Source organism: Tabrizicola sp. M-4 (assembly GCF_051132405.1).
Taxonomy (GTDB): domain Bacteria; phylum Pseudomonadota; class Alphaproteobacteria; order Rhodobacterales; family Rhodobacteraceae; genus Paragemmobacter.
This window is the reverse complement of the sequence record NZ_CP128606.1, coordinates 2,819,123-2,844,472: the sequence shown is the minus strand read 5'-3', so window position 1 is coordinate 2,844,472 and position 25,350 is coordinate 2,819,123. Positions and strand designations below refer to the sequence as shown.

The 25,350-nt window shown below is 68.0% G+C and carries 28 protein-coding genes and 1 riboswitch; of the genes, 15 read left to right on the top strand and 13 right to left on the bottom strand.

The window, feature by feature from the left end; translation table 11 throughout:
- Positions 1-21 precede the first annotated feature (21 nt).
- From hflK to TabM4_RS13890, 4 genes are all read left to right on the top strand, one after another.
- Positions 22-1,218, top strand: coding sequence for an FtsH protease activity modulator HflK (gene hflK / locus TabM4_RS13905; protein ID WP_434613450.1), 1,197 nt, complete (start codon positions 22-24; stop codon positions 1,216-1,218).
- On the top strand, positions 1,215-2,120 hold the full coding sequence (gene hflC / locus TabM4_RS13900) for a protease modulator HflC (RefSeq protein WP_434622079.1): 906 nt from the start codon (positions 1,215-1,217) through the stop codon (positions 2,118-2,120). The genes hflK and hflC overlap by 4 nt, the downstream gene beginning before the upstream one ends.
- Positions 2,117-2,311 (top strand): DUF2065 family protein, encoded by a 195-nt coding sequence (locus TabM4_RS13895; RefSeq protein ID WP_434613447.1) that lies wholly within the window; start codon positions 2,117-2,119, stop codon positions 2,309-2,311. Before hflC ends, TabM4_RS13895 begins: the two co-directional genes overlap by 4 nt.
- Before the next feature lie 188 nt (positions 2,312-2,499).
- Complete coding sequence (locus TabM4_RS13890; RefSeq protein WP_434622077.1) at positions 2,500-3,978, top strand: DegQ family serine endoprotease; 1,479 nt, start codon at positions 2,500-2,502, stop codon at positions 3,976-3,978.
- Positions 3,979-4,036: 58 nt separating this feature from the next.
- On the opposite strand, the gene TabM4_RS13885 is transcribed toward TabM4_RS13890, so the two are convergent.
- The 3 genes from TabM4_RS13885 to TabM4_RS13875 all read right to left on the bottom strand — a co-directional run bounded on the left by TabM4_RS13885 (position 4,037) and on the right by TabM4_RS13875 (position 5,703).
- Positions 4,037-4,672: an HD domain-containing protein gene (locus TabM4_RS13885; protein ID WP_434613445.1), complete on the bottom strand. Its 636-nt coding sequence runs from the start codon at positions 4,670-4,672 to the stop codon at positions 4,037-4,039.
- Entirely contained in the window at positions 4,669-5,208 is a 540-nt protein-coding gene (locus tag TabM4_RS13880) for a peptidoglycan-binding domain-containing protein (protein ID WP_434613442.1), read from the bottom strand. The genes TabM4_RS13885 and TabM4_RS13880 overlap by 4 nt, the downstream gene beginning before the upstream one ends.
- A gap of 87 nt (positions 5,209-5,295) precedes the next feature.
- A complete protein-coding gene (locus TabM4_RS13875; RefSeq protein WP_434613439.1) occupies positions 5,296-5,703 on the bottom strand; it encodes an OB-fold nucleic acid binding domain-containing protein in 408 nt (135 codons plus the stop codon).
- A 327-nt stretch (positions 5,704-6,030) separates the two neighbouring features.
- On the opposite strand from TabM4_RS13875, the gene TabM4_RS13870 reads away from it, so the two are divergent.
- Positions 6,031-6,354, top strand: coding sequence for a 2Fe-2S iron-sulfur cluster-binding protein (locus TabM4_RS13870; protein ID WP_161760838.1), 324 nt, complete (start codon positions 6,031-6,033; stop codon positions 6,352-6,354).
- Here the strand turns inward: TabM4_RS13870 and TabM4_RS13865 are convergent, their stop codons facing one another.
- The 3 genes from TabM4_RS13865 to TabM4_RS13855 all read right to left on the bottom strand — a co-directional run bounded on the left by TabM4_RS13865 (position 6,355) and on the right by TabM4_RS13855 (position 8,201).
- Positions 6,355-6,990 (bottom strand): Hint domain-containing protein, encoded by a 636-nt coding sequence (locus tag TabM4_RS13865; RefSeq protein WP_434613436.1) that lies wholly within the window; start codon positions 6,988-6,990, stop codon positions 6,355-6,357. It lies immediately after the preceding gene.
- Positions 6,991-7,127: 137 nt separating this feature from the next.
- The gene (locus TabM4_RS13860) at positions 7,128-7,550 is read right to left on the bottom strand and encodes a DUF1178 family protein (RefSeq protein WP_434613434.1); all 423 of its coding nucleotides are present in this window, start codon (positions 7,548-7,550) and stop codon (positions 7,128-7,130) included.
- A 108-nt stretch (positions 7,551-7,658) separates the two neighbouring features.
- On the bottom strand, positions 7,659-8,201 hold the full coding sequence (locus TabM4_RS13855; protein ID WP_434613431.1) for an NUDIX hydrolase: 543 nt from the start codon (positions 8,199-8,201) through the stop codon (positions 7,659-7,661).
- Between the two features lie 203 nt (positions 8,202-8,404).
- On the opposite strand from TabM4_RS13855, the gene TabM4_RS13850 reads away from it, so the two are divergent.
- Genes TabM4_RS13850 through thpR form a run of 3 tightly spaced genes read left to right on the top strand, consistent with a single transcriptional unit; the run spans position 8,405 to position 10,589 of the window.
- On the top strand, positions 8,405-8,923 hold the full coding sequence (locus TabM4_RS13850; RefSeq protein ID WP_434613428.1) for a glutathione peroxidase: 519 nt from the start codon (positions 8,405-8,407) through the stop codon (positions 8,921-8,923).
- Positions 8,920-10,053 (top strand): acetoin utilization protein AcuC, encoded by a 1,134-nt coding sequence (locus tag TabM4_RS13845; protein WP_434613425.1) that lies wholly within the window; start codon positions 8,920-8,922, stop codon positions 10,051-10,053. Before TabM4_RS13850 ends, TabM4_RS13845 begins: the two co-directional genes overlap by 4 nt.
- The gene (gene thpR, locus TabM4_RS13840) at positions 10,050-10,589 is read left to right on the top strand and encodes an RNA 2',3'-cyclic phosphodiesterase (RefSeq protein ID WP_434613422.1); all 540 of its coding nucleotides are present in this window, start codon (positions 10,050-10,052) and stop codon (positions 10,587-10,589) included. Before TabM4_RS13845 ends, thpR begins: the two co-directional genes overlap by 4 nt.
- Here the strand turns inward: thpR and TabM4_RS13835 are convergent.
- From TabM4_RS13835 to TabM4_RS13810, 6 genes are all read right to left on the bottom strand, one after another.
- Entirely contained in the window at positions 10,584-11,996 is a 1,413-nt protein-coding gene (locus tag TabM4_RS13835; RefSeq protein ID WP_434613420.1) for an amidase, read from the bottom strand. The two genes, thpR and TabM4_RS13835, sit on opposite strands and share 6 nt — an antisense overlap.
- Before the next feature lie 130 nt (positions 11,997-12,126).
- A complete protein-coding gene (locus tag TabM4_RS13830; protein WP_434613417.1) occupies positions 12,127-13,152 on the bottom strand; it encodes an extracellular solute-binding protein in 1,026 nt (341 codons plus the stop codon).
- A gap of 38 nt (positions 13,153-13,190) precedes the next feature.
- Positions 13,191-13,994 (bottom strand): ABC transporter permease, encoded by an 804-nt coding sequence (locus TabM4_RS13825; protein ID WP_434613414.1) that lies wholly within the window; start codon positions 13,992-13,994, stop codon positions 13,191-13,193.
- Positions 13,987-14,901 carry an ABC transporter permease gene (locus TabM4_RS13820; protein WP_434613410.1) on the bottom strand — a complete coding sequence of 305 codons (915 nt, stop codon included), beginning with the start codon at positions 14,899-14,901 and terminating at the stop codon, positions 13,987-13,989. The genes TabM4_RS13825 and TabM4_RS13820 overlap by 8 nt, the downstream gene beginning before the upstream one ends.
- Before the next feature lie 4 nt (positions 14,902-14,905).
- Positions 14,906-15,970 (bottom strand): ABC transporter ATP-binding protein, encoded by a 1,065-nt coding sequence (locus TabM4_RS13815; protein ID WP_434613407.1) that lies wholly within the window; start codon positions 15,968-15,970, stop codon positions 14,906-14,908.
- A 68-nt stretch (positions 15,971-16,038) separates the two neighbouring features.
- Positions 16,039-17,610, bottom strand: a complete 1,572-nt coding sequence (locus TabM4_RS13810; RefSeq protein ID WP_434613404.1) for an amidase — start codon at positions 17,608-17,610, stop codon at positions 16,039-16,041.
- Positions 17,611-17,829: 219 nt separating this feature from the next.
- Positions 17,830-18,018: riboswitch (cobalamin riboswitch) on the top strand.
- A gap of 138 nt (positions 18,019-18,156) precedes the next feature.
- Between TabM4_RS13810 and TabM4_RS13805 the strand changes: the two genes are divergently transcribed.
- From TabM4_RS13805 to TabM4_RS13780, 6 genes are read left to right on the top strand one after another with little or no spacing between them, the layout of a single operon-like run.
- Positions 18,157-19,995 carry a TonB-dependent receptor plug domain-containing protein gene (locus TabM4_RS13805; RefSeq protein WP_434613401.1) on the top strand — a complete coding sequence of 613 codons (1,839 nt, stop codon included), beginning with the start codon at positions 18,157-18,159 and terminating at the stop codon, positions 19,993-19,995.
- Entirely contained in the window at positions 19,970-20,815 is an 846-nt protein-coding gene (locus TabM4_RS13800) for an ABC transporter substrate-binding protein (RefSeq protein ID WP_434613398.1), read from the top strand. Before TabM4_RS13805 ends, TabM4_RS13800 begins: the two co-directional genes overlap by 26 nt.
- Positions 20,815-21,804 carry a FecCD family ABC transporter permease gene (locus TabM4_RS13795; RefSeq protein ID WP_434622075.1) on the top strand — a complete coding sequence of 330 codons (990 nt, stop codon included), beginning with the start codon at positions 20,815-20,817 and terminating at the stop codon, positions 21,802-21,804. Before TabM4_RS13800 ends, TabM4_RS13795 begins: the two co-directional genes overlap by 1 nt.
- Positions 21,801-22,553, top strand: coding sequence for an ABC transporter ATP-binding protein (locus TabM4_RS13790; RefSeq protein ID WP_434613396.1), 753 nt, complete (start codon positions 21,801-21,803; stop codon positions 22,551-22,553). The genes TabM4_RS13795 and TabM4_RS13790 overlap by 4 nt, the downstream gene beginning before the upstream one ends.
- Positions 22,550-23,212 (top strand): adenosylcobinamide amidohydrolase, encoded by a 663-nt coding sequence (locus TabM4_RS13785; protein WP_434613393.1) that lies wholly within the window; start codon positions 22,550-22,552, stop codon positions 23,210-23,212. Before TabM4_RS13790 ends, TabM4_RS13785 begins: the two co-directional genes overlap by 4 nt.
- Positions 23,209-23,988, top strand: coding sequence for a cobalamin-binding protein (locus tag TabM4_RS13780; protein WP_434613390.1), 780 nt, complete (start codon positions 23,209-23,211; stop codon positions 23,986-23,988). Before TabM4_RS13785 ends, TabM4_RS13780 begins: the two co-directional genes overlap by 4 nt.
- On the opposite strand, the gene TabM4_RS13775 is transcribed toward TabM4_RS13780, so the two are convergent.
- The gene (locus TabM4_RS13775) at positions 23,975-24,265 is read right to left on the bottom strand and encodes a DUF6476 family protein (RefSeq protein WP_434613387.1); all 291 of its coding nucleotides are present in this window, start codon (positions 24,263-24,265) and stop codon (positions 23,975-23,977) included. The two genes, TabM4_RS13780 and TabM4_RS13775, sit on opposite strands and share 14 nt — an antisense overlap.
- On the opposite strand from TabM4_RS13775, the gene TabM4_RS13770 reads away from it, so the two are divergent.
- Positions 24,264-25,310: an RluA family pseudouridine synthase gene (locus TabM4_RS13770; protein WP_434613385.1), complete on the top strand. Its 1,047-nt coding sequence runs from the start codon at positions 24,264-24,266 to the stop codon at positions 25,308-25,310. The genes TabM4_RS13775 and TabM4_RS13770 overlap by 2 nt on opposite strands.
- The last annotated feature ends 40 nt before the right edge of the window (positions 25,311-25,350 follow it).

Here is a 25,350-nt window from a genome sequence, read left to right as displayed (position 1 = left end):
GCAAGAAAAAGGGTACGATCAATGGCAGGAAGCGGAGGTCCTTGGGGCGGCGGTGGCGGCCCCGGCGACGATGACCGGAACAACGGCGCACGTGGCGGCGACGACCGTCGCGGTGGCCGCAGGCCCGGCGACAACGGCCCCCAGATCCCCGAGATCGACGAGATCATGAAGAAGGGGCAGGAACAGCTCCGTGTCCTCATGGGCGGCAAGAACCGTGGCGGCTTCAACGGCGGCGGCGGTGGCGGCGGGCGCGATCCGAACGGCCCGATGGTCACGAAACAGGGCCTCATGCTCGGCGCGCTGGCCGCCGTCGGTCTCTGGGCCTTCATGTCCTTCTACACGGTCCGTCCCGAAGAACGCTCGGTCGAGCTTTTCCTCGGCGAATTCTCCGCCGTCGGCAATCCGGGCCTCAACTTCGCGCCTTGGCCCGTCATCTCGGCTGAGATCGTCTCGGTCACCGGCGAACGCACCACCGACATCGGCGCCGTGGGCGACGGGGGGATGGGCAACGGCCTGATGCTGACCCGCGACCAGAACATCGTCGACATCGGCTTTCAGGTGGTCTGGAACGTCGCCGATCCGGCGGCCTTCCTCTTCAACCTCGCCGATCCCGACGACACGATCCGCGCGGTGTCGGAATCCGCCATGCGCGACATCATCGCGCGCTCGGAACTCTCGCCCATTCTGAACCGCGACCGGGGCGTCATCGCCTCCGACCTGCAGACCAACGTGCAGAACACGCTGGACAGCTATCAGGCGGGCATCAACGTGATCCGCGTCAACCTGCAACGCGCAGCCCCTCCGGGCGAGGTGATCGATGCCTTCCGCGAAGTGCAGGCCGCGCAGCAGGAACGCGAACGCCTCCAGAACGAGGCCGACGCCTATGCCAACCGCGTGACTGCCGGCGCAAGGGGTGAGGCCGCGCGTCTGCTGGAAGAAGCCGAAGCCTACCGCGCTCAGGTCGTCAACGTGGCACAGGGTGAAGCCAGCCGCTTCCTCTCCGTCTACGAGGAATACGTCAAGGCGCCCGACGTCACGCGCCGCCGAATGTATCTGGAAACCATGGAAAAGGTTCTGGGTGGCATGAACAAGGTCATCCTCGACGGCGTCGCGGCAGGCGAAGGCGGCGGTCAGGGCGTCGTGCCCTTCCTGCCGCTCAATGAACTCAACCGCCCGGCTCCCGCTCAGGGTGCCGCCGCGACCGGAGCGACCAACTGATGAAAAGCGCGATCCTCCTTCCCATCGTCGCCATCCTCGGCGCAACCGCCCTCTCCTCGCTCTTCATCGTCGATGAACGGGAAAAGGCGCTGGTCCTGCAATTCGGTCAGGTCAAGCAGGTCAAGGAAGAGCCGGGCCTCGGTTTCAAGATCCCGCTGATCCAGGAAGTCGTGCGCTACGATGGCCGCATCCTCGGCCTGCCCACCACCCCGGTCGAAGTCACCATGCTTGACGACCGCCGTCTCGTCGTCGACGCCTTCGCCCGCTGGCGCATCACCAACCTCGTGGAATTCCGCGAGGCGGTGGGCGCAGGTGGCGAACTTCAGGCGCTCCGCCGCCTCGAAGGCATCGTCAACCCGGCGATCCAGCAGGTTCTGGGCTCCGTCCCCTCCAGCCGCGTCCTGTCGGAAGACCGCACCGCGCTGATGAACCAGATCCGCGACATCGCCCGCCGTCAGGCGCAGAACCTCGGGATCGAGGTGATCGACGTCCGCCTCACCCGCACCGACCTGCCCGACCAGAACCTCGAGGCGACCTTCGCCCGGATGCGGGCCGAACGCGAACGCGAAGCCGCCGACGAAATCGCCCGCGGTGGCGAGGCCGCGCAGCGCGTCCGCGCCAGCGCTGACCGGACGGTGGTCGAACTCACCTCCGACGCCCGCCGTCAGGCCGACGTCATCCGCGGTGAGGCCGATGCCGAACGCAACGCGATCTATGCCGAAGCCTTCGGTCAGGACCCGGAATTCTTCGCCTTCACCCGCTCGCTCACCTCCTATGAACGGGCGCTGCAATCGGGGAATTCCTCCATCGTCATGCAGCCGGACAGCGAATTCTTCGAATATCTCCGCTCCGACTCCGGCCGCGGCGACGTTCCGGGCAGGGCCGCGCCCGTTCAGGAATGACCTGGGCCCTCCTCGGCCTCGGCCTTGTTCTCGTGATCGAGGGGCTGGCGCTTGCGCTGGCCCCTTCGCGCATCGAACAGGTGGCGGCCTTCCTCGCCACCCTCTCCCCGGACCGGCTCCGCCTCATCGGCCTGCTTGCCGTCACGGCGGGCCTCATCCTCCTCTGGGCCTACCGTCAGCTCGCCGCATGACGGCAATCCCGCCCTTGAAACATTTGCCCCCGCAGGTTCACATGGTCTTGAGACGGCGCGACCCGGATTGCATTGCATTCCGGGCTTCCTAGCTGATGATGGCCAGCGTGCTCCGCCGCGCCGGATGGTCCCTCCGCGGCACCGCGAAACGAAAGGAGTTCGGAGTGCATTCCACATCCCTGTCCCCCATGGCCCGCGCCGCAGCGGCGCCGCGTCCCCGGTCACGCGTCTTCCTCGCCCTCGCGCTTGGCATGTCGCTGGCGCTGGGCAATGCGATGGACGCCGCCGCGCGGACAGCGCCGGAAAGCTTTGCCGATCTGGCCGAACAGATCAGCCCCTCCGTGGTGAACATCACCACCTCCGCCGTCGTCGCCGGCCCCGCCGGCAACGGCCCGATGGTCCCCGAAGGCTCCCCCTTCGAGGATTTCTTCCGCGACTTCATGCCCCCCGGTGCCGATGAAGGCCCCGCCCAACCCCGCCGCTCCGAGGCGCTGGGCTCCGGCTTCGTGATCTCCGAGGATGGCTATATCGTCACCAACAACCACGTCATCGAAGGCGCGGACGAGATCGAGATCGAATTCTTCTCCGGCGACCGGCTCAAGGCCGAACTCGTCGGCACCGACCCCAAGACCGATATCGCGCTGCTCAAGGTCACCTCCGACGAACCGCTCCCCTTCGTGCAATTCGGCAACTCCGATCTGATGCGCGTGGGCGATTGGGTCATGGCCATGGGCAACCCGCTGGGTCAGGGCTTCTCCGTCTCTGCGGGCATCGTCTCGGCCCGTGGCCGCGCGCTCTCGGGCACCTATGACGACTACATCCAGACCGACGCCGCCATCAACCGCGGCAACTCCGGCGGCCCGCTCTTCAACATGGACGGGCAGGTCATCGGGGTGAACACCGCGATCCTCTCGCCCAATGGCGGCTCCATCGGCATCGGCTTCTCCATGGCCTCCAATGTCGTGACCAAGGTCGTCGACCAGCTTCGCGAATTCGGCGAAACCCGCCGCGGCTGGCTCGGCGTCCGCATTCAGGACGTCACCCCCGACGTGGCCGAGGCCATGGGTCTGGCCGAGGCGAAGGGCGCCCTCATCACCGACGTGCCCGATGGCCCGGCCAAGGATGCGGGGATGCTCGCCGGTGACGTCATCACCACCTTCGACGGCAAGGAAATCGCCGATGTGCGCGACCTGACCCGTCAGGTGGCCGACAGCCCGGTCGGCTCCGCCGTCCCGGTCATCGTCCTGCGCGAAGGCGAAACCACGACCCTCTCCGTCACCCTTGGCCGCCGCGAAGAGGCCGAGGCCGCCGAGGTCGTCCCCGCCGCCGCCGAACCCGACGCCGCGCCGCAGGCGCTGGAACTGCTCGGCCTGACGCTGGCGCCGCTCACCCCGGAAACTGCCACCGAACTCGGCCTACCCGATGATGCCAAGGGCCTTGCCGTCACGGCGGTGGATGTCGCCTCCGAGGCCTACGGCAAGGGTCTGCGCGAAGGCGACGTCATCACCGAGGCGGGCCAGCAGCCCGTGGCCACCCTCGCCGATCTCGAGGCGCGGGTGACCGAGGCGCGCGATGCCGGCCGCAAGTCGCTGCTCCTTCTGGTGCGCCGCGCGGGCGATCCCCGCTTCGTGGCGCTCGGGGTGGACGAACCCGCCGCCGAACAGTGATCCTGCCCCGCGGCAGACGATGAAGGGGGGGTGGCCGGTCGACCGGCCGCCCCCTCTTTCATCCGATCTCCGACAAAAGCCGCGTGCGGAAACTCTCCATCCATTCCGCCCGCTCCGCCGCCATCCGCCGCCCCGCCGCCGTCTGCATCGCCGCCGCCACCGGAAACAGCTTCACCTCCAGATGATCCAGCGCAAAGCGCCGGTCATCCAACCCGCGCTCCAGCGCCATCGGGTCCGCCGCATGGAACAGCGCCGCCCCCATCTGACCCGCGATCAGGAACATCCGCGCAAGGCCGATGGCCCCCAGCGCCTCCAGCCTGTCCGCATCCTGCAGGATGCGCGCCTCCACCGTCTCAGGGGGTATCCCTGCCGAAAAGCTGTGCGCATGGATGGCATGATGCACCCCCGCCAGCTTCTCCGCCGGAAAGCCCATCCCGCCCAGTTCCCGCACCGCCAATTCCGCCGAAAGGCGCGAGGCCCGCGCGCGATCCGCATGATCCTTGGGCAGGTTCACCGCATCATGGAAATAGGCCGCCGCCGCCAGCACATCCGCATCCGCCCTCGGCTCCTCCGTCGCGATCAGGCGGCAGGTCTTCCACACTCGGTCCAGATGCCCCAGATCATGCGCCCCATCCTGCGCCCCCTCCCACAGCGTCGCGATCCGCGCCCGCGCAGGCCCCGCCCAGCGGCTCACAGCGCCTCCAGTTCCACAGGCACCAGCCCAAGGTCCCGCGCCGCCGCCAGCGAAAGCCGCGGGCTGTCCAGCCCCCGGTCGGCCTGGAACCGCCGCACCGCATCCCGCGTGCCCGCATCCATCACCCCGGTCAGCGGCAGAAGGTAATAGCCCCGCGCCGTCAGCGCCCGCTGCAGGCTCGCCACGAAATCCACCGTGACCTCGGCAGGGCAGGGCGCGCGGAACCAGACCTCCGTCCGGTCGCGCAGGATCCGCGTCCGTGTATCGGTGCGATAGGTGGCAGGCGTCACCACCGCCCCCGCCGCATCCCGCACCTCCGGCGTCACCACCACCTGCTCCGTCACCGTCTCGATCACCGCAGGCGTCACGTCGCTCTCCCAGCAGGCGCCTTCCGGCCCCTCCGGCGGCCCCGGCCTGCGCAGCGTCACGACCTCGGCGGCAAGATCCACCCGCCCCGGCGCCTTCGGCACGGCCCCGCTCTGGCATCCCGCCAGAACCGCCGCCACCACCGCCCAACCGATCACCGCCTGCTTCATCCGCCCATCCTGCCTGCCGTCCGGTTTCCCCGGATCACGGCGGGCACCATAGCCGCAAAGCCCCCTCCCCGAAAGCCCGCATCCCCTTCAGGGCTGATCCCCCGCCCGCACCCCGTCATGGCGGAACTCCGGATGCAGCAGCGCATCCAGCATCCCCGACAGATCCTCGATCCGCTCCGCCACCACATGCACCACGCCCGCATCGCGCTGCAGCCGCCCCGTCACCCGCAGCATCCGCCCCGCGATCACCGCCCGGCGGAACCGCTCATAGACCTTGGCCCAGACCACCACGTTGCAGGTCCCCGTCTCATCCTCCAGCGTGACGAAGATCACCCCCTTCGCCGTCCCCGGCCGCTGCCGCACCAGAACCAGCCCCGCCACGCAGACCCGCGCCCCCGCCGGCGGCTCGTCCAGCCGCCCCGCCACCAGCACCGAAGGCGGTCGCGGCCACCCTCCCGGCCGCGCCGTGGGCCGCATCCAATCGGTCAGCGGCATCGCATCGGAAACAGGGAGAAGGCCACGATCATCCATAAGAACAAAAATAGAACAAACGCCGGAAACATCAACCACCCCATGCCCTGCTTCGTCTCGGCCGAAATACCCTCAGGGGGTGAATGGGCCGCATGGCCCAGAGGGGGCGGAACGCCCCCCGCCAACGGAGGCGGAGCGCGGCACGCGCGCAGCCGACAGGAAAGGCTCATGCGCGGGCCTGCCCGCGCATTCCGCCGGATCACGGTCCCGCCGCCCCCTCTGGCAAAGCCCGCACGAATGGCCTATGTCGGGCCTCACAACGCGCGCATCTTGACGGAACGGCAGGAAAACATGGCAAAGATCACTTACGTGGAACATGGCGGCAAGGAACATGTGGTCGAGGTGGCGAACGGCCTCACCGTCATGGAAGGCGCGCGCGACAACGGCATCCCGGGGATCGAGGCCGATTGCGGCGGCGCCTGCGCCTGCTCCACCTGCCACGTCTATGTCGATCCCGCATGGGTCGACCGCCTGCCCAAGAAGGACAGCATGGAAGAAGACATGCTCGACTTCGCCTGGAACCCCGATCCCGTCCGCTCGCGCCTGACCTGCCAGCTCAAGGTCTCCGACGCGCTGGATGGTCTGCGCGTCCAGATGCCCGAAAAGCAGATCTGATCACCCCAGCAGCAGCGCGGCCTCCTCCGGCCGCGCACAGGGCCGCACCGCGCCGCCCAACAGCGTGCCCTCCCAGAAGGCCCGCCCCAGATCCGGATAGATCGCCGCGATCTCGGCCAGCGTTCCCGGCGCCAGTTCCGCCGCATCATCTGCAAAGGGATGATAGCTTTCGCTGGCCGCCCCCTCGGCAAAGACGATCTCGTGCCGGTCGAACAGCAGGTGGAAATAGGTCACCTCCGCCACCGGCTCCACCCGCACCCGCCTCCCATCCAGCAGATCGCGCGCCTTGGCCAGAACCTCCGGCTCGCCGGTCAGCAATTCCGCCCGCCAGCCCGAAACCACCATCCGGTGATGCGGCGAAAGCCGCAGCGCCCGCCCGTTCCCAAGCACGCCCGCCTCGATCACCACCGGGGCCAGCGCCCCCATTCCCGAAACCGTCTTGGCCAGCACGCGCCGCAGGGGTTGCAACCCCCGATCCATCGTCTCGACCCTCATGCCCTCGCGCAGATCCTCCACCGCGATCAGGCCCTCCGCCGTCTCGATCCGCGTGCCCGCCGCGAAGCAGGCCAGATCCGTGGTCAGAAACACCCGCTCCGCCAGATCCAGCGCCGCCGCTCTCTTCTCCTGCAGGTCCATGCCCAAACTCCGCTCACTCGCACATGGCGGCAGAGTCGCGCCGGATTGTGGCAAGCCGGGGGCATCCGCCCGCCCTTTCGGCGGAGAATTCCTAACAAATCAGGGCATTTCCGCCCAATCCGTTAACGGCCCGCCGCTCAATTGGCCTTGCGCGCCGGAAGGAAGGGCAGGGGGGCCACCGGCACGCCATCCTCCAACAGCTTGCGCGCCTCTTCCAGCCGCGCCTCGCCATGGATCGCCCTCTCCGGCGCCTCGCCCTCATGCATCCGCCGCGCCTCGGTGACGAAGTTCATCCCGACATATTCCGAATTCTCTTCCACCTGCCGCCGCAACTCGGCCATCGCCGCCTCCAGAGGATTGGCAGGCGCCGTCAAGGACGGCGCCGCCCCCTCGCGCGCCACCCGCACCGCCGGGGCCATCAGCGCCTTCTCCACCGCCGTCGACCCGCAGATCGGGCAGCCCACATGCCCCGCCGCGCGCAGCCCGTCATAGGCCGCGCCGGACTGGAACCAGCTTTCGAACTCATGCTCCTTGTCGCAGCGCAGGGAAAACCGGATCATGTCACGCCACTTCCTCGCGGCAGGGGGCGTAGACCCGCCCGCCAAAGCCCTTTCTTCATCTCGCGAATGCCCCGCAGCCCTGCGGGGCTGCCAATTCAAGCGCGATTTTCAGGCGGATGCAACGCCCCCGCCCGCCATCAGGCGCGACGGATCCTCCGCCAGATCGGCCAGCATCGCTCGCAATTCCGGCTCCGCCACCAGACGCGCCGCCTCCGCCGCGGCAAACCAGCGCCGCCTGCGTTCCTTCCGTTCCGGAAACCGCGCGGCCAGCGCCTCCACCCGCAACGGATAGACCGACACCACGCAGGGAAGCGCTTCCTTCACCTTCCGCTGCTTGTCATAGGAATAAAGCCCCAGCGCCGTCTCCGACCCCAGACCCCGCACCCCGGCCTCTTCCCATGCCTCCTGCACGGCGGCCTCATGGGCGCTCTTGCCCGCCATCGGCCAGCCCTTCGGAATGACCCAGCGCCCCGTGTCGCGGCTGGTGATCAGAAGAACCTCCACCCGCCCGCGCCGCATGCGCCAGCACAGCGCGCCGAACTGGCTGCGCGGCTCCATCCCCGACGGGGCATTGAAATCACCCGACTGCGTGCGCTTCATCTCTCCCGCCCGATCATTCGATCCGGTCTTGTGGTCCGGGACACTGCTCATCGCCAGTATATGTCACCGATCCGGCCCGATTTCCACAAGGACGGACCAATTCCGCAGAATGTGATGCATTTGCCCCTGCGCCGCTCCGCAGGTCACCAAGGCGTCATCCCGCCGTCACGCGCCGCAGCGACGAAGGTCCCGTTTGACCCGGCCCGCAACCGCCTTATCTTCCGTCACGAAAGTCATTCTCGGGAATGTTACGGATGCCGCGCGCCCTGTCCTCCATCGCCTTTGCCACGGCCCTCATGCCCGCCGCCGCCTTCGCAGGCTTCAGCTTCCCTTCCATCGATGGCGGCACCATAGACCTCGACGCCTTCCGCGGCCAACCCGTCCTCGTGGTCAACACCGCCTCGCTCTGCGGCTTCGCCGGGCAATTCGACGATCTGCAGGCCCTGCACGACCAATATGCCGATCGCGGCCTCGTCGTCCTTGCCGTCCCCTCCGACGACTTCCGTCAGGAACTCGCCGATGCCGCGCAGGTCAAGGAATACTGCGCCGTCAACTTCGACCTCTCCATCCCGATGACCGACATCACCCCGATCCTCGGCGAAACCGCCCACCCCTTCTACAAATGGCTGGCCGAGACCGAGGGCTTCGTCCCCGGCTGGAACTTCAACAAGGTCCTGCTCGATGGCGAAGGCGATGTCGTGGCCACATGGGGCAGCGTGATGCGCCCGACCGCCACGCCCGTCGTGCAAAAGATTGAGGCCCTGCTGCAGTGATCCCTGCCGATCCGGCCCCGCTTCCGGGGCCGCTCTTCCTCGGCTCCGGCATCTATCGCGGCTCCTCCTACGGGCCGCATCACCCGCTCCGCGTGCCCCGCGTCTCCACCGTGATGGACCTCTGCGCCGCGCTCGGCTGGCTGCCACCCGCCCACTACCGCACCAGCCCCCGCGCCAAACCTGCGGCCCTCACCGCCTATCACACCCCCGCCTATATCGCCGCCCTCCAGCAGGCCGAGGCGTCGGGACAGGTGGACGACGACACCCGCCGCCGCCACCACCTCGGCACGACCTCCAACCCGGTCTTCCCCGAAATGTTCCGCCGCCCCGCCACTGGGGCCGGGGGCGTGATATTGGCCGCCGAACTCCTCGCCTCCCACGCCAGCGGCACGATCCACGTCCCCGGCGGCGGCACCCATCACGGCCTGCCCGACCGCGCCAACGGCTTCTGCTACCTCAACGACCCCGTGCTCGCCCTCATGGCGCTCCGCCATGCGGGCCTCCGCCGCCTCGCCTATGTCGATCTCGACGCCCACCACCCTGACGGCGTCGAACCCGCCTTCGCGGGCGACCCCGACCTCCTGATGATCTCCGTGCATGAGGAGAACCGCTGGCCCTTCACCGGGGCGCTGACCGATGACGCGGGCGGCAACGCCTTCAACCTCCCCGTCCCCCGCGGCTACAACGATACCGAGGCGCGGGCCGTCCTCCACCACCTCATCCTCCCCCGCCTCTCCGCCCACAAACCGCAGGCCATCGTCCTGCAGATGGGGGCCGACTCGCTTCTGGAAGACCCGCTCTCCCGCCTCGCCCTCTCCAACCGCGCCTATGTCGAGGCGCTTTCCGAGATCCGCCCCCTATCCCCCCGCCTCCTCCTCCTCGGCGGCGGCGGCTACAACCCTTGGTCCGTGGGCCGCTGCTGGACGGCGCTCTGGGCCACCCTCGCCGGGCTGGACATCCCCGACCGCCTGCCCGACGATGCCTCCGACATCCTCCGCGCGCTCACATGGGGCGGCGGCACCCGCCCGGCCCCGGACCCGCACATGCTCACCACCCTCCTCGACCCCCCGCGCGAAGGCCCCCTCCGCCCGGAAATCACCACCCGCCTCGCCGCTCTGGCCGCAAGATGATCCGCGCCTTCCTCGCCCTTCCCCTGCCGGACCCCGTCCTTTCCGCCCTCCGCGTACAGCAATTCCTGCTGCCCCTCCCGAAAAAGACCGATCCCGAAACCTTCCACCTCACCCTCGTCTTCCTCGGCGAACAGCCCGAACCCATGCTTCAGGCCGCCCATGACCTCTTCGCCGAAATCCGGCTTCCCCCTTTCCCCCTCTCGCTGAAATCCTTGGGCCTCTTCGGCGGCGCGAAACCCCGCGCGGCATGGGCGGGCACCGCCCCCTCCGAACCGCTCACCCGCCTGCAGGCCAAGCTCGACCACGCCGCCCGCCGCGCCGGGATCGAAACTGAAAGCCGCCGCTTCACCCCCCATGTCACGCTCGGCCGCTTCCCCCCGCCCGGCCCCGAGGACACCTTCCGCCTCGAACGCGCCATCGCCGCAGGCAGCACCTTCACCAGCCCGGAATGGACCGTCGATCATTTCATCCTCTACCAAAGCCACCAGACGAAACAGGGCAGCCGCTACAGCGAACTCGCCCGCTACGACCTATAGGTCGGGCGCCCGCCGCCCCGGCCAATCCGTCGCCAGATGATACTGCTGCCCCATGGCCAGCACCCGCGCATCCGCGCCATAGGGCCCGAAGATCTGCATCCCCATCGGCAATCCCTGCGTCCCGAACCCCACCGGCACATTCAGCGACGGCAACCCCGCAAGGCTCACCGGAATCACCACCTCCATCCAGCGGTGATAGGTATCCATCACCCGCTCCCCGATCCGCTCGGGCCAGCGCCATTCCACCGGGAAAGGCCAGACCTGCGCCGAAGGCATCACCAGCGCGTCATATTCCCCAAACAGCTTCGCCACCCGCGCATACCACCGCGACCGGATCACGCTCGCCGCATGGAACTCCGCCGCCGTCACGCGCGACCCCTGCTCGATCTCCCACAGGCTTTCCGGCTTGATCAGCGCCCGCTTCACCGGGTCCGCCGCCATCGCCTGCTTGTCGCCTGCATTCAGCATGGCCCGGATCGTCGTCCAAGCCTGCCACAGCTTCTCGGCAGGGAAGGGCGGCGCCACCGGCTCCACCACCGCCCCCATATCCTCGAACCCCCGCAGGGCCCCCTCGCACAGGTCCAATATCCCCGGCTCAAACCCATAGGCCCCGCCCCAATCGCCCAGCCAGCCGATGCGCTTGCCCCGCATCTCGACGGTCAGCCTATCCGCAAAAGGCTCCCCCTCCCGCCCGAACGGCACTTCCGGGTTCACCCCCGCCTGCACCTCCAACAGCCGCGCCACATCCTCCACCGTCCGCGCCATGGGGCCTTCCGTCGCCATCGTGGCAAGGAAGGTGTCCCCCACCGCATCCGCAGGCACCAGCCCGTAACTCGGCCGAAACCCATAGACATTGCAAAAGGCCGCAGGGTTCCGCAGCGACCCCATCATGTCCGACCCGTCCGCCACCGCGACCATCCGGGAGGCCAGCGCCGCCGCCGCCCCGCCCGAACTCCCCCCCGCCGTGCGCGACAGGTCATAGGGGTTCCGCGTCACCCCATGCACCGTGTTGAAGGAATGGCTCCCATGCCCCCATTCCGGCGTGTTGGTCTTGCCGATGAAGGTCGCCCCCGCGCGCCGCATCCGCGCGGCCAGCAGGTCATCCGCCACCGGCACGTGATCGGCAAAGATCGGCGACCCCCATGTCGTCCTGATCCCCTTCACGGCGACCAGATCCTTCACCGCCATGGGTATCCCGTGCAGCCACCCGGCAGGCACCGCAGCATCCGCCGCCCGCGCCTGATCCATCAGCCGATCCGCATCCGGCATCGACACGACGGCATTCACCGCCCCGTTCACGGCGGCCACCCGCGCCAGCGTCGCCTCCATCACCTCCGAAGGCCGCACCTCCCGCGCCGCGATCAGCCGCGACAGGGCGGTCGCGGAAAGCTCACACAGATCATCCATCTTCGTCTCGGTTCCAAATACCCCGGGGTTTGGGGCGGCGCCCCAACTGGAACGGGCGCGGGCCTTGGCCCGCGCCCGTGACCCTAAAGGCGTGTGCAGCCCCCTTCAAAGGGGGCTGCACTCCGCAAGATCACTTCTGCAACTCGGTCCAGATCGCGGTGATGTATTCCTGCGCCTTGCCCGTGCAGGTCGGCAGGAACACGCCCGCCGCCTTGTGCTCTTCCGGGATCACCACTTCCGGCGCGGTCTTCATGTCTTCCGGCATGAAGGGCTCCGACCCCGCGATCCCGTTCGCATAGCGCGCGAAGGCCGAAATCATCGCCGCATTCTCCGGCACCATGATGAAGTCGAGGAACTTGTAGGCCTCCTCCACATTCTGCGCATCGGCCAGCAGGGCAACCGAATCCATGAACAGCGGATAGCCTTCCTTCGGATAGCCATAGGCCACGGTATCGTTCGCCAGACGCGCCCGCATCGTGGACCCGTTCCAGTTCACCGACGCGGCCCAGTCGCCATTGGACAGCCGCTCCGTCGCGCCGTAATCCATGCTGATCCAACGCGGCTTCGCCGCCACCAGCAGATCGCGCGCCTTCTTCAGAACCTCCGGATCCTCCGAACAGGGCTCGCCACCCGCATACATGGTGGCCATGGCCACGATGTCGTTCATCTCGGGCACGACGTTGATTTTGCCCTTCAACTCATCCGGCACTTCCAGAAACACCGCGCTGGTGTTGATGTCGCCGCCATAGATCGCGGTATCCACCGCCACCCCGGTCGAACCCCATTGCCACGGGATGGTATGGGTCCGGCCGGGGTCCCAGCTCACATCCTTCCATTCCGGCGCGATATTGCCCTTGTTGGGCAGCTTGCTGTCATCCAGCGGAACGATCAGCCCCTTTTCCACCCAGATCGGCACATAATTGGCCGAGGGCACCACGAGGTCGAACCCGTGCCCGCCGGCCTCGACCTTGGCCAGCGCGGTGTCGTTGCTGTCATAATCGGTGACAGTCACCGTGATCCCCGTCTCCGCCTTGAACTTCTCCAGCAGTTCCGGGCTGGTATAATTGCCCCAGTTGTAGAGGTTCAGTTGCCCCTCCGCCTGCGCGATGGCACTCGTCGCCATCAGCAGCGCGGTCGCGGTCATCAGTTTCTTCATCGCAGTCGCTCCCATGTTGAAGTCCCTTTTTCCTTGTCTCAGTCCCGCTTTCTGGTGAGCAGGAAGAAAGCCGTCAGCAACACCACCGTCAACGCCAGCAGCGCGGTCGAAATCGCATTGACCTCCGGCGTCATCGTGCGGCGCAACTGGCCCAGCATGTAGGTGGGCAGCGTATCCTGCCCGCCCGATTTCACGAATTCCGTGATGATCACGTCATCCAGCGATATGACGAAGGCCAGCATCGCCCCGGCAAGGATACCCGGCCCCAGCAGGGGCAGCGTCACATGCCGGAAGGTCTGCCACGGCGTGGCGTAAAGATCGCCCGCCGCCGTCTCCAACGAAAGGTCCATACCTTCCAGCCGCGCGCGGATGGGCAGATAGGCAAAGGGGATGCAAAAGGCCGAATGGGCAAGGATCAGATAGCCCAACCCCTGATAGCCCGTCCACGTCTTGACCATCCCGAACAGGATCATCAAGGCCACCGCCGTCACGATCTCCGGCACCATCAGCGGCTGGTTGATCGCCACATAGATGAACGTATCCCCCCGGAACCGCGCCCGCCGCGTCGTCCCCATGGCGGCCAGCGTCGCCACGCTGGTGGATATCACCGCCGCGCAGACCGCGATGATCAGGGACCGCGCCGTGGCATCCTTCACCGCCTGATTGTTCCACGCATCCTGATACCAGTGCAGCGAAAACCCTTCCCAGACCGCCACCGAATTCCCGGCATTGAAGGAATAGGTCACCAAGGCCGCGATGGGCAGATACAGCATCACGAAGGTCGCCACCGCCACGGTGGCAAACCCCGGAATCCGCGAAATCTCGAACCGCCGCTCAGCCATGCGGATTGCTCCCCCGGTTCGCCGCCCGCACATAGAACAAGAGCGCCACCGTCACGATCACCAGCAGCGTCACCGAAAGCGCAGCGCCCAGCGGCCAGTTCCGCCCCGCAAGGAACTGCAATTCGATGAAATTCCCGATCATCATGTTCTTGCCCCCGCCCAGCACGCGCGGCGTGACATAGGCGCCCAAGGACGGGACGAATACCAGGATGGACCCCGCCACGATCCCCGGCTTCACGATGGGCAGGATCACCCGCCGCAGCACCTGCCAGCGGCTGGCGTAAAGGTCATACCCCGCCTCCAGCAGCCGCATGTCGAACCGGTCGATCGCGGCGAACAGCGGCAGCACCATCAGCGGCAGATAGACATAGGCCATCCCGATCAGCACCGCCGTATCCGTGTAGATGATCGCCAGCGGCCTATCGATGATCCCCGTCCACAGCAGCGCCGTGTTCAACACCCCCTCCGCCCGGATCACCTCCATGATCGCGAAAGTCCGGATCAGCAGGTTCGTCCAGAACGGGATCGTGATCAGGAACAGCCACATCGCCCTCTGCCGCGCGGGCCGCGTCGCGATGAACCACGCGGTGGGAAAGCCAAGCGCGAAGGCCACGGCCGTCGTCATGATCGACAGCTTCACAGACCGCCAGAAGATCGTCAGATGCGCATCCGCCAGCCCCAGCGTCCCGTCGAAGATATCGCGCGTGAAGAGAATCGACACCCAGCCGTCCCAGCTGAACTCCCAAACGACATTGCCGTACTGCCCCGGCGTCAGGAAGGAATAGAGGATGATGATCACCAGCGGCCCGATCGCCGCCACCATCAAAAGGAACAGGGCCGGCATCGACAGGAGCCAGCCGTTCCGCGCCGATTGCCGCTTCAGCCGCTCCTCCGCCGCGCTGCTCATGCCCTCACTCCTCCAGAACCTGCGCCGCCCCCGGCGCAAAGCGCAGGCCGACCGCCGATCCCTCCACGATCCCCGCCTCGCCGCTGGCGGGCGATTGCACCCGCGCCACGACCTCGGTCCCGTCGGCCAGCGCAAGATGGCAATGCGTATCCGTCCCGAAATAGACCTGCATCCGCACCGTGGCGGCAATCGCCCCCGGCTCGCCTGCGCCCACGATCCGCACCTGTTCCGGCCGCACGGTCAACGTGACCGCCCCCGTGGCCGCCGTCGCCACCTCCACCACATCCCCAGTGGACAGCCGCACCCCGCCCGGCACCACCGTGGCGGGCAGGAAATTCGTCTCGCCGATGAAACTGGCCACGAAGCGGTTCACGGGTCGCGTATAGATCTCCTTCGGGCTGCCCACCTGCTGCAACTTCCCCGCGCTCATCACGCCGATCCGGTCCGACATGGTCAGCGCCTCTTCCTGATCATGCGTCACGAAGATGAAGGTGATCCCCGTCTCGGTCTGGAGCCTCTTCAACTCGACCTGCATCTCCTTGCGCAGCTTCAGGTCCAGCGCGCTCAACGGCTCGTCCAGCAACAACACCTTCGGCTGCGGCGCCAGCGCGCGGGCCAAGGCCACCCGCTGCTGCTGCCCGCCCGAAAGCTGGCTCGTCTTCCGCCCCGCCATCGCCTCCAGCTTCACCAAGGCCAGCATCTCGGCCACCCGCCGCGAAACCTCGGCCTTGGGCCGCCCCTGCATCGTCAGGCCGAAGCCCACGTTCTCCGCCACAGTCAGATGCGGGAACAGCGCATAGCTCTGGAACACCGTGTTCACCGGACGGCGGTTCGGCGGCAGGTCGGTGATGTCCGCCCCGTCCAGCAGGATCGTCCCCGCCGTCGGCATCTCGAACCCCGCGATCAGCCGCAGCAGCGTGGTCTTGCCGCAACCCGACGGCCCCAGCAGCGTGAAGAACTCGCCCTTCCTAATCTGGATCGACACGTCGTCCAGCGCGCGCACCACATGGTCGCCCTGCCCGAAAGCCTTCACGGCATTGCGGGCCTCGATGATCATCGCATCGGCCACTCAGACGCTCCCCGCTGATCTTGTTCTTTTGATCATATCTGACCGCCCGAATCCCCGCTTGGCAAGCATTAAGAACGCGACGCCCCCGCCATCGGGGCGCGTATCCCTGCCCATGGGGCCGCGCGCTCCATCTCTGCACAAAGCGCGATCAGTTCCTCATCCGCCCCGAACCGCGCCGCCAGATGCACCCCGATGGGCAGATCCCCCTCCGACCAACCCAGAGGCAGGCTCGCCGCAGGCTGCCCGCTCGCATTGAACACCGCGCAGAAGGGGGAATACTCGAAGATGCCGCCCGGACCGATGCGATAGCCCAGATAATCCTCGGTATCATGGGAAAACCGCCCCACCCTCGCGGGCGGCTCGGCCAGACAGGCCGACAGGATGATGTCCGGCCCGCCCTCGAACACCGCCGCCATCTGCCGGCCAAAGGCGTGGATCTCCCCCACCGCCTCGAGGTATCGCGTCGGATGCAGCCCCTCGGCATGGGCCACCGCGCCCCGCGACACGCCCTCCACCAGCCCCTCCATCGCGCGCCCCTTCAGCGCCCGCCGCACCCCCAGCGCGGTGCCGACCCCCACGATATCCGTCCATGCCCGCATCATCATCGGCACATCCGCCTGCGGGCGCCCCGGCTCCACTTGGTGGCCCATGCTCTCCAGCAGCCGCCCCGCCTGATGCACCGCCGCCCGCACCTCCGGATGGATGGGGGCCCCGGTGAAGGTCGTATCGCAGATCATCACGCGCAGCCGCCGGGGGGGGCGCGATATCGCATCCGCATGGCTGCGCAGCAGGGCAGGGGCCACATAGGGCGCCCCAAGGTCCGGCCCCGCGCAGGCATCCAGCATCACCGCCGTATCCCGCACGGATCGCGTCAGGAACCCGTCGATCGCCATCCCCGCCCAGCCTTCGCCCACATAAGGCCCATCCGGCAGCCGCGCCCGCGTCGGCTTGAACCCGAACAGCCCGCAGGAAGACGCCGGAATGCGTACCGACCCGCCGCCATCCGACCCGTGGGCAAAAGCCACGATCCCCGCCGCCACCGCCGCCCCCGCGCCCCCCGAAGACCCGCCCGAGGTGTGATCCGTGTTCCAAGGGTTCCGCGTCGGCCCGCCATAGACGGCGGCCTCCGTCGCCGCCCCGATCCCGCCCTCCGGGCTGGTCGTCCGGCCAAAGGTCACCACCCCTGTCGCCCGGATGCGCGCATAGATCGCCGAATCCCGGTCGTATCGCGTATTCGCCAGCAGCCGTGATCCGTTATGCGACGGGAAATCCACCGCCTCGCAGCCCAGATCCTTCAACAGGAACGGCACCCCCCGGAACGGCCCGTCGGGCAGGCCGGACGCGATGGCCCGCCGCGCCACCTCCTCCTGCATCAGCACGACCGCGTTGATCGCCCCGTTGCGCGCCTCGATCGCCGCCAGCGCCGCATCCAGCAGTTCCGAAGGCGTCACCTCCCCCGCCGCGACAAGCTCCGCCAAGGCCGTTGCATCCCGCGCGCCCAGATCGCCGATCATCCCAGCCTCCTCCCGGTCAGTCCCGCCCCCATGCTGGACCCGCGCCACCGCCCCGGTCATGCCCGAAGCCGCCATCCGGCGGTCGGTTTCCGCCCCGGCGGGCGATTCGGGTGAATGGTTAATCATGCGGCAAAGATGAATGCGCCGTCCGCTGCGTGCTGACGGAATGCGGCACGGAATCCGGCACAGGTTCCGGTACGGTCGATGCCGCCCGTTTTGCCCGTTTTGCGGGGAATTAACGCAGCGCGCGCCCCATCCGCCGCGCCCCGCCGCCCGTCGGCGACATGCTGTCACGAAAAGGCGACAGCGCCGCGAAATGTGGCGTTGACATGGCGCGCCATCGCACTAAGCAGGGGGGACCTTCGGTTCCGGTCTAACAGCCGGATGAAAAGGGAACGCGGTGCAAATCCGCGGCTGCCCCCGCAACTGTAAGCGGCGAGTGACGGCGGAACATGCCACTGGGGTCATCCCCGGGAAGGCCCGCCCGAACCCTGACCCGCAAGCCAGGAGACCTGCCAGGGTGATCACCTTTCCGCTGCGCGGGGCGCGCATCGGTTGGCGGACTTTCCGCTCGTGGTGACAACCTCACCGTCGGCGGAAAGGGCGCGCAACCCTTTCCCAAGACACATGTTTTTGTCCGGGCCAGCCATGCCCGCAGGAAAGGAAAAGGCCGTGAAACGCCTGTCAGTCTCGCTCATCGCCCTCCTCGCAGCCCTCCCCGCCACCGCCCAGCAAACCGACATCACGCTGGACGAGATCGTGGTGACGGCGAACCGGACCGCGCTTGCCGCCAACCGCACGGGCAGTTCCGTTCAGGTCGTCGATGCGGAGACCATCACGAAATCCGGCGATACCACCGTCGCCGGTCTGCTGAACCGCATTCCCGGCGTGACCGTCACCACGCAGGGGCCGGTGGGCACCTCCACCTCGCTCCGCATCCGCGGCGCGGACAAACGCTACATCGCGGTTTTCATTGACGGAATCCGCGTCACCGACCCGACCCAGACCGAAACCTCCTTCGACTTCGGCTCCCTCCTCGCCGCCGACATCTCCCGGATCGAGGTGCTGCGCGGCTCGCAATCCGCGCTCTGGGGCGGCTCCGCCGTCGGCGGCGTGATCAACATCACCACGCATGAACGGCTCGAGGAAGACGGCCTCAAGCAAACCCTCCGTGCCGAATACGGTTCCGACAACACCGCGCTCCTCAGCTATGGCCTGACCCAGCGGCAGGGGCGTCTGGAAACCGCCTTCTCCGCCACACGCTACCAGACCGACGGCTTCTCCGCCGCTGCCGCCGGCACCGAACCCGACTCCGCCGAGGCAACGCGCCTGTCCTTCTCGGCCCGCTATGCGATGACCGACAGCCTCACTCTCGGCACCGCCTTCTTCACGCAGGAAACCCAGTCCGAATTCGACGGCTTCGGCGCGCTGGGCCTTGCCGACTTCGAGAATTCCCAGACCCAGACCGAATATGGCATGCGTGTCTTCGCGGAAATCGACGCGGGCCGCACGCAGCACAACCTCGACCTCGCCTATTACGACATCACGCGCGACATCATCGACGTGAACAACGGCAACTCGCTCTTCAAGGGCGATCGCTTGTCCTTCGGCTGGAACGCCACCACCGAAGTCTCCGAAACCATGTCCTTCGTCTATGGGCTCGACGCCATGGAAGAAGGGGCGGAATACAACCGCCTCCCCACTGGCACGCGGACAACCCGCACCATCGGCGGTTTCGCGCAACTGCTCTGGTCACCCACCGACAGTTTCGACGCCTCCGCCACCCTCCGCGTTGACGACCATTCCGAATTCGGCCGTTTCACCACGGGCCGCCTCGCCGCAAGCTGGCGCGTCGCCCCCGACACCACCCTCCGCGCGGCCATCGGTACGGGCTTCCGTGCGCCGTCCATCGACGAACTCTACGGCGATTACGTCTTCTTCATCGGCAACCCTGCCCTCACACCCGAGGAAAGCATCAGCTATGAACTCGGCATCGATCAGGACTTCGCTGGCGGGGCGATGCTGTCCGCCACGCTCTTCCGCCTCGAGACCGACAACCTCATCACCTATGACGCCACCCCAACCCCCAATACGCTCGTGAACCTGCCCGGAACCTCCGTGCGCAAGGGCGTGGAACTCGGTCTAGAACTTCCCATCAACGACGTATTCACGCTGACCGGGGCCTACACCTACACCGATGCCCGCCGTCCGAACGGTCGCCTGCTCACGCGGGTTCCCCGCAACCAGCTCAGCCTCACGCTCGATAGTGATCTCGGCAACGGCTGGTCCGGCTCCTTCGGCCTGACCCATGCCTCCGGGGCGGAAGACGGCTTCCCGCAAGGTGATGCCGACAGCTATACGATCTACCGCGCCCAAGTGTCCTATGACCTCGGGCAGGACCGGGAGCTTTACCTGCGCATGGAAAACCTGACGGACGAAATCTACGAAATCGCGGATGGCTACGGCACGCCGCGCCGGTCTGTCCATGTCGGCATCCGTGCGTCCTTCTAACCCCCTCCTCCCCGCCGTCGCCCTTGCCCTCTGGGCCGGGGCGGCGGTGGCGGCACCGCCCGAGAGGGTGGTGTCGATGAACCTCTGCACCGATCAGCTTGCCATGCTGCTCGCAGCCCCCGGCCAACTGGTCTCCATCAGCTACCTCTCCCTCGACCCGCTCTCCTCGGCCATGGTCGAGGAGGCCCGCACCTATCCCGTCAACCGTGGCGGGGCGGAACAGATCTACCTCCTCCGCCCCGACCTCGTCCTTGCGGGCACCTACACCGCCCGCGCCTCGGTCGACCTCCTCAAAGGCCTCGGCATCCCCGTCCTGCAACTCCCGCCCGCCGACACGCTGGAGGACGTGGCCGCCCATATGCGCCTCATCGGCGAGGCCCTCGGCCGCGCCGAACAGGGCGAGGCCATGGCCCGCGCCTTCGAAGCCGATCTCGCGAACTTGGGATTCGACGGCACGCCCGCCACCGCCGCCATGTACTACCCCAACGGCTATACCGCAGGCTCCGGCACCCTGTCCGACCAGATCCTCACCCTCACGGGTTTCCGCAACGTGGGGGCCGAGGCCGGGCTCACCGGCGGGGGCATCCTGCCGCTGGAACGGCTGGTCATGGCCGAACCGCAGGTCGTCGTCACCTCAACCCCCTATCCCGGCGCCTCGCGTTCGGAAGAAATCCTCACCCACCCCGCCTTGCAGGCCCTGCGCGACCACGCCGCCCGCGCCAGCGTCCGCGATGCCGATTGGGTCTGCGGCACCCCCCATATCCTGAACGCCATCCGCACCATGGCCGAAACCCGCGCCGCGCTCGGAGGGCAGGAATGATCCCCTACCGCCTGCTCCTCGCCGGGCTGACCCTCCTTGTCCTCCTCCTCTTCGCGGCCTCGCTCCTGATCGGCCCCGCCGCCCTCGGCCTGTCCGAAAGCCTCGCCGCCCTCCTGCGCGGAGAGGGAGGCCCCGTCGTCCTCGTCATGCAGGAGATCCGCCTGCCGCGCGCCATCCTCGGGCTGGCCGTCGGCGCGGTGCTGGGCCTGTCGGGTGCCGTGATGCAGGGCTTCCTGCGCAACCCGCTGGCCGAACCGGGGCTGATCGGCGTTTCCTCCTCCGCGGCCCTCGGCGCGGTCCTCGCGCTCCAGACCGGCCTCGCCGCCGCCTTCGCCCTTGCCCTGCCGCTGGCCGCGCTGGCCGGGGCAGGGCTCTCCGTCCTCCTCATCCTCCTGCTCGCGGGCCCGCGGGGCGGGGCGCTCTCGCTCATCCTTGCGGGCATCGCCATCTCGGCCCTCACCGGGGCGGCCACCCAACTGGTCCTGAACCTCTCGGCCAATCCCTTCGCCGTGATGGAGATCGTCTATTGGATGATGGGCTCCCTCGCCGACCGCTCCATGACCCATGTCTGGCTGGGCCTGCCCTTCATGGCGGCGGGCTGCCTGCTGCTGCTCACCTCGGGGCGCGCGCTGGATGCGCTGACGCTGGGCGAGGATGCGGCGCAAAGCATGGGCATCAGCCTGCGCCGCCTGCGGCTGTCCATCATCCTCGGCACGGCGGCAGCGGTCGGGGCCTCGGTCGCGGTGGCAGGAGCCATCGGCTTCGTGGGCCTCGTCGTGCCGCATATCCTGCGCCCGCTGGTGGGTGGGCAGCCCTCGCGCCTCCTGCCCGCCGCCATGCTGGGTGGGGCGGCCATGGTGCTGGCCTCCGACGTGGCCGTCCGCCTCATCGCCCCGGATCAGGACCTGAAGCTCGGCGTCCTGACCGCGCTGGTGGGCGCCCCCTTCTTCCTCCATCTTCTCTGGCGCATGCGGGGGAGCGAGGCATGACCCTTCTGTCACTGGAAAACCTCACCGTCCGGCGCGGCGAATGCCCGGTGGTGGATGGCGTCACGCTCACCGTGGGCGAGGGCGAATTCGTGGGCCTCATCGGCCCAAACGGTGCGGGCAAGACCACGCTCCTGCGCGCGGCGCTGGGCCTTCTGCCCTTCACCGGACGCTCTTCCCTCGCCGTGCTCGCCCCGGCGGATCGCGCCCGCAAGGCGGCCTTCCTCCCCCAATCGCGCGACATCGCATGGCCCGTCACGGTCGAGGCGGTGGTGACCCTCGGCCGCGTCCCCCATCAGGGCGCGCTGTCCCGGCAGGACGACCGCGCGGCGGTCGACCGCGCGCTTGCCCGAATGGGGCTGGGGAATTTCCGCGCCCGCATCGCCACGGCCCTTTCCGGCGGCGAACAGGCCCGCGTCCTGATCGCCCGCGCGCTGGCACAGGAAACGCCTCTCCTTCTGGCCGACGAACCCGTGGCGGGTCTCGACCCCGCCGCCCAGATCCGCACCATGCAGGTCTTTGCCGACCTTGCCCGCGAAGGGCAGGGCGTCATCGCCTCCGTCCATGACCTCGGCCTCGCCGCGCGCCACTGCACCCGTCTGGTGATGCTCGAGGCAGGGCGCATCGCCGCCGACGGCCCCGCGACAGAGGTCCTCTCCGACCCGCTCCTGTCACGCGTCTTCGGCATCCGCGGCCACCATGCCGAAACCCCTGACGGCCCCGTCTTCCAACCCCTCGCCACCACAAGATGATCCGCGCCGAACTCTCCCGCCCATGGCTCGTGGCGCATCTTCCGCGCCCCATGCGCCTGCTCAGCTGGGCCCCCTTCCGCCCCGGCTTCGTCACCGCCACCACCATCCGCTGGCGCGAGGTCAAGAATGCCGACCTTCCCCTCGACTTCGACGTCGAAGGGTGGTTCGCCCGCGAAATGTCCCCATGGCCCGATGCCGTGGGCATGCTCACCTCGCGCGACATCGGCACCTATCGGCTGGCCGAGGCCATGGTCGACGGCCTCCGCGCCACCTGCCTCGCCACCGTCGGCCTGTCCAACGCCGAGGCGGTGGGTCGCCGCCGACCCTATCACAGCGCCGATTTCGGCACGATCAACCTCTGCACCGCCATCGACGCCCCCCTGACCGAGGCCGCCCAACTCGAGGCACTCTCCATCGCCATTGAGGCCCGCACCGCCGCCGTGATGGAGGCGGGCCTCACCCTGCCCACGGGCACCGCCACCGGCACCGGCACCGATTGCGCGGCGCTGGCCTGTGACGCGGGCGAGGGGCGCTATGCCGGCCTCCACACCGCCATCGGCGAGGCGATCGGCGCCGCCACCCGCCGCGCCATCGCCGAGGCCGCCGCCGACTGGCAGGTCTGGCGCCGCGCCGAGGAAGAACGACGGGGGCTGCGATGACCTACTGCCGCATCGTCTGCCTGACCGAGGAAACGGTCGAAACGCTCTACCTTCTGGGGCAGGACCACCGCATCGTGGGCGTCACCGGCTATGCCGTCCGCCCCGCCCGCGTCCGCCGCGAAAAGCCCCGCGTCGGGGCCTTCACCTCTGCCGACGTGCCGAAGATCCTCGCGCTGAACCCCGATCTCGTCCTCACCTTCTCCGATCTGCAGGCCCCCATCGCCGCCGACCTGATCCGCGAAGGGGTCGAGGTCCACGCCTTCAACCAGCGCGACGTGGCGGGCATCCTGCGAATGATCCGCACCTGCGGCCACCTGACCGGCGCCGTGGCCGAGGCCGAGGCCCTCGCCAGCGGGTATGAAGCACGCCTCGCCGCCATCGCGGCCATCCACCGCCCACAGCGCCCCCGCGTCCTGTTCGAGGAATGGGACGAACCGCTCATCTCCGGCATCGGCTGGGTTTCCGAACTCATCCGCATCGCGGGGGGCGAGGATGCCTTTCCCGAACTCGCCGCCTGCAAGGCCGCCAAGGACCGTATCCTCCTGCCCGAACAGGTCATCCCTCGTGCGCCCGATGTGATCCTCGCCTCATGGTGCGGCAAGAAGGTCGTTCCCGCCCGCATCGCCGCCCGGCCCGGCTGGGACGCGATCCCCGCCATCCGCGACGGGCGCATCCACGAAATCAAATCGCCCCTCATCCTGCAGCCCGGCCCCGCCGCGCTGACCGACGGACTTGACGCGATCCTCGCCGCGCTCTGGGGCGTCAGTCCAGCCTGATCTCCTGCCGGAACTGCCCGTTCCGGCCAAAGACCAGCACCCGCCCGTCTCCCGTCACCACCAGCACCAAGTCCCGCGTCACCGTCACCGCCTCGGGAACCGTGCCATCCGGCAGAACGAGGTTTTCCGGCAGCGCCGGGCCAGACCCGTCCGGCATCCGGGTGACAAGCACCCCGACGATGGTTATGACACCGCCGATCATCGTGACCATCAGCACGATGACAAGCCATTTCAGGAACCTCAGGCTGGGCGGCAGCCGATCAGGAGCGTCATCCATGCAAGACCTTTCCGAAGAGGGCGCATCCACCCTGACCGTGACCATCGGGGAAAACCCGCCCGACCGTCTGGATAAGGCCTTGGCGCGCGAGGTGCCAGAGGAAGCCGCGCTTTCCCGCTCCCGCCTGATGAAGATGATCGCCGAAGGGGATGTCCTGCGCGACGGCACCCCCGTCACCGACCCCAAGGCAAAGGTGGCCGAAGGGCAGGAATACACGCTCCTCCTTGCCCCCGCCGACGATTACCACGCACTGCCCGAAGATATCCCCCTGACCATCCTCTACGAAGACGACGACCTGATCGTCATCGACAAACCCGCAGGCATGGTCGTCCATCCCGCGCCCGGCACGCCCACGGGCACGCTGGTCAACGCGCTTCTCCACCATTGCGGCGACACGCTGTCGGGGATCGGCGGCGAGAAACGCCCCGGCATCGTCCACCGCATCGACAAGGATACGACCGGCCTTCTCGTCGTCGCGAAATCCGACCGCGCCCATCACGGGCTGGCCAAGCAGTTCGAACAGCACACGGTCAACCGCCATTACATCGCCCTCGTCCACGGCACGCCCGACGCCGCCGATCCCCGTCTGCGCGGCACCCGTGGCGTCACCTTCGAACAGGGCGGCATCCTCCGCATCGCCACCGGCCTTGCCCGCCACAAGACCGACCGCCAGCGTCAGGCCGTCGTCTGGGACGGGGCAGGGCGCCACGCCGTCACCCGCGCCCGCGTCGTCGAAAGCTATGGCGACGCTGCCGCCTTGGTGGATTGCTGGCTGGAAACCGGCCGCACCCACCAGATTCGCGTCCACATGTCCCATGCCGGCCACGGTCTTCTGGGCGACCAGACCTATGGCGGGCGCCGCAAACTCTCGCCCAAGGTCGTGGGCGAAAAGGCCGCCGCCTTGGGTAACGGCTTTCACCGTCAGGCCCTCCACGCCGCCACGCTCGGCTTCATCCACCCGGTCACGGGGCAGGAAATGGAATTCGAAAGCCCGCTCCCGCCCGACATGGCGGAACTGGTGGCGACCCTGCAATCCGCGCGCTGAACTCTTGAAACAATCCCTGACATGTGCGTGACCGCACGAA

Excerpts from the sequence above, each read along its gene's own strand:
- hflK (WP_434613450.1), top strand. The coding sequence starts at position 22 with ATGGCAGGAAGCGGAGGTCCTTGGGGCGGCGGTGGCGGCCCCGGCGAC.
- TabM4_RS13895 (WP_434613447.1), top strand. The coding sequence starts at position 2,117 with ATGACCTGGGCCCTCCTCGGCCTCGGCCTTGTTCTCGTGATCGAGGGG.
- TabM4_RS13890 (WP_434622077.1), top strand. The coding sequence starts at position 2,500 with ATGGCCCGCGCCGCAGCGGCGCCGCGTCCCCGGTCACGCGTCTTCCTC.
- TabM4_RS13880 (WP_434613442.1), bottom strand. The coding sequence starts at position 5,208 with ATGAAGCAGGCGGTGATCGGTTGGGCGGTGGTGGCGGCGGTTCTGGCG.
- TabM4_RS13875 (WP_434613439.1), bottom strand. The coding sequence starts at position 5,703 with ATGCCGCTGACCGATTGGATGCGGCCCACGGCGCGGCCGGGAGGGTGG.
- TabM4_RS13870 (WP_161760838.1), top strand. The coding sequence starts at position 6,031 with ATGGCAAAGATCACTTACGTGGAACATGGCGGCAAGGAACATGTGGTC.
- TabM4_RS13865 (WP_434613436.1), bottom strand. The coding sequence starts at position 6,990 with ATGGACCTGCAGGAGAAGAGAGCGGCGGCGCTGGATCTGGCGGAGCGG.
- TabM4_RS13860 (WP_434613434.1), bottom strand. The coding sequence starts at position 7,550 with ATGATCCGGTTTTCCCTGCGCTGCGACAAGGAGCATGAGTTCGAAAGC.
- TabM4_RS13855 (WP_434613431.1), bottom strand. The coding sequence starts at position 8,201 with ATGAGCAGTGTCCCGGACCACAAGACCGGATCGAATGATCGGGCGGGA.
- TabM4_RS13850 (WP_434613428.1), top strand. The coding sequence starts at position 8,405 with ATGCCGCGCGCCCTGTCCTCCATCGCCTTTGCCACGGCCCTCATGCCC.
- thpR (WP_434613422.1), top strand. The coding sequence starts at position 10,050 with ATGATCCGCGCCTTCCTCGCCCTTCCCCTGCCGGACCCCGTCCTTTCC.
- TabM4_RS13835 (WP_434613420.1), bottom strand. The coding sequence starts at position 11,996 with ATGGATGATCTGTGTGAGCTTTCCGCGACCGCCCTGTCGCGGCTGATC.
- TabM4_RS13830 (WP_434613417.1), bottom strand. The coding sequence starts at position 13,152 with ATGAAGAAACTGATGACCGCGACCGCGCTGCTGATGGCGACGAGTGCC.
- TabM4_RS13825 (WP_434613414.1), bottom strand. The coding sequence starts at position 13,994 with ATGGCTGAGCGGCGGTTCGAGATTTCGCGGATTCCGGGGTTTGCCACC.
- TabM4_RS13820 (WP_434613410.1), bottom strand. The coding sequence starts at position 14,901 with ATGAGCAGCGCGGCGGAGGAGCGGCTGAAGCGGCAATCGGCGCGGAAC.
- TabM4_RS13810 (WP_434613404.1), bottom strand. The coding sequence starts at position 17,610 with ATGATTAACCATTCACCCGAATCGCCCGCCGGGGCGGAAACCGACCGC.
- TabM4_RS13800 (WP_434613398.1), top strand. The coding sequence starts at position 19,970 with ATGTCGGCATCCGTGCGTCCTTCTAACCCCCTCCTCCCCGCCGTCGCC.
- TabM4_RS13790 (WP_434613396.1), top strand. The coding sequence starts at position 21,801 with ATGACCCTTCTGTCACTGGAAAACCTCACCGTCCGGCGCGGCGAATGC.
- TabM4_RS13785 (WP_434613393.1), top strand. The coding sequence starts at position 22,550 with ATGATCCGCGCCGAACTCTCCCGCCCATGGCTCGTGGCGCATCTTCCG.
- TabM4_RS13780 (WP_434613390.1), top strand. The coding sequence starts at position 23,209 with ATGACCTACTGCCGCATCGTCTGCCTGACCGAGGAAACGGTCGAAACG.
- TabM4_RS13770 (WP_434613385.1), top strand. The coding sequence starts at position 24,264 with ATGCAAGACCTTTCCGAAGAGGGCGCATCCACCCTGACCGTGACCATC.
- TabM4_RS13775 (WP_434613387.1), bottom strand. The coding sequence starts at position 24,265 with ATGGATGACGCTCCTGATCGGCTGCCGCCCAGCCTGAGGTTCCTGAAA.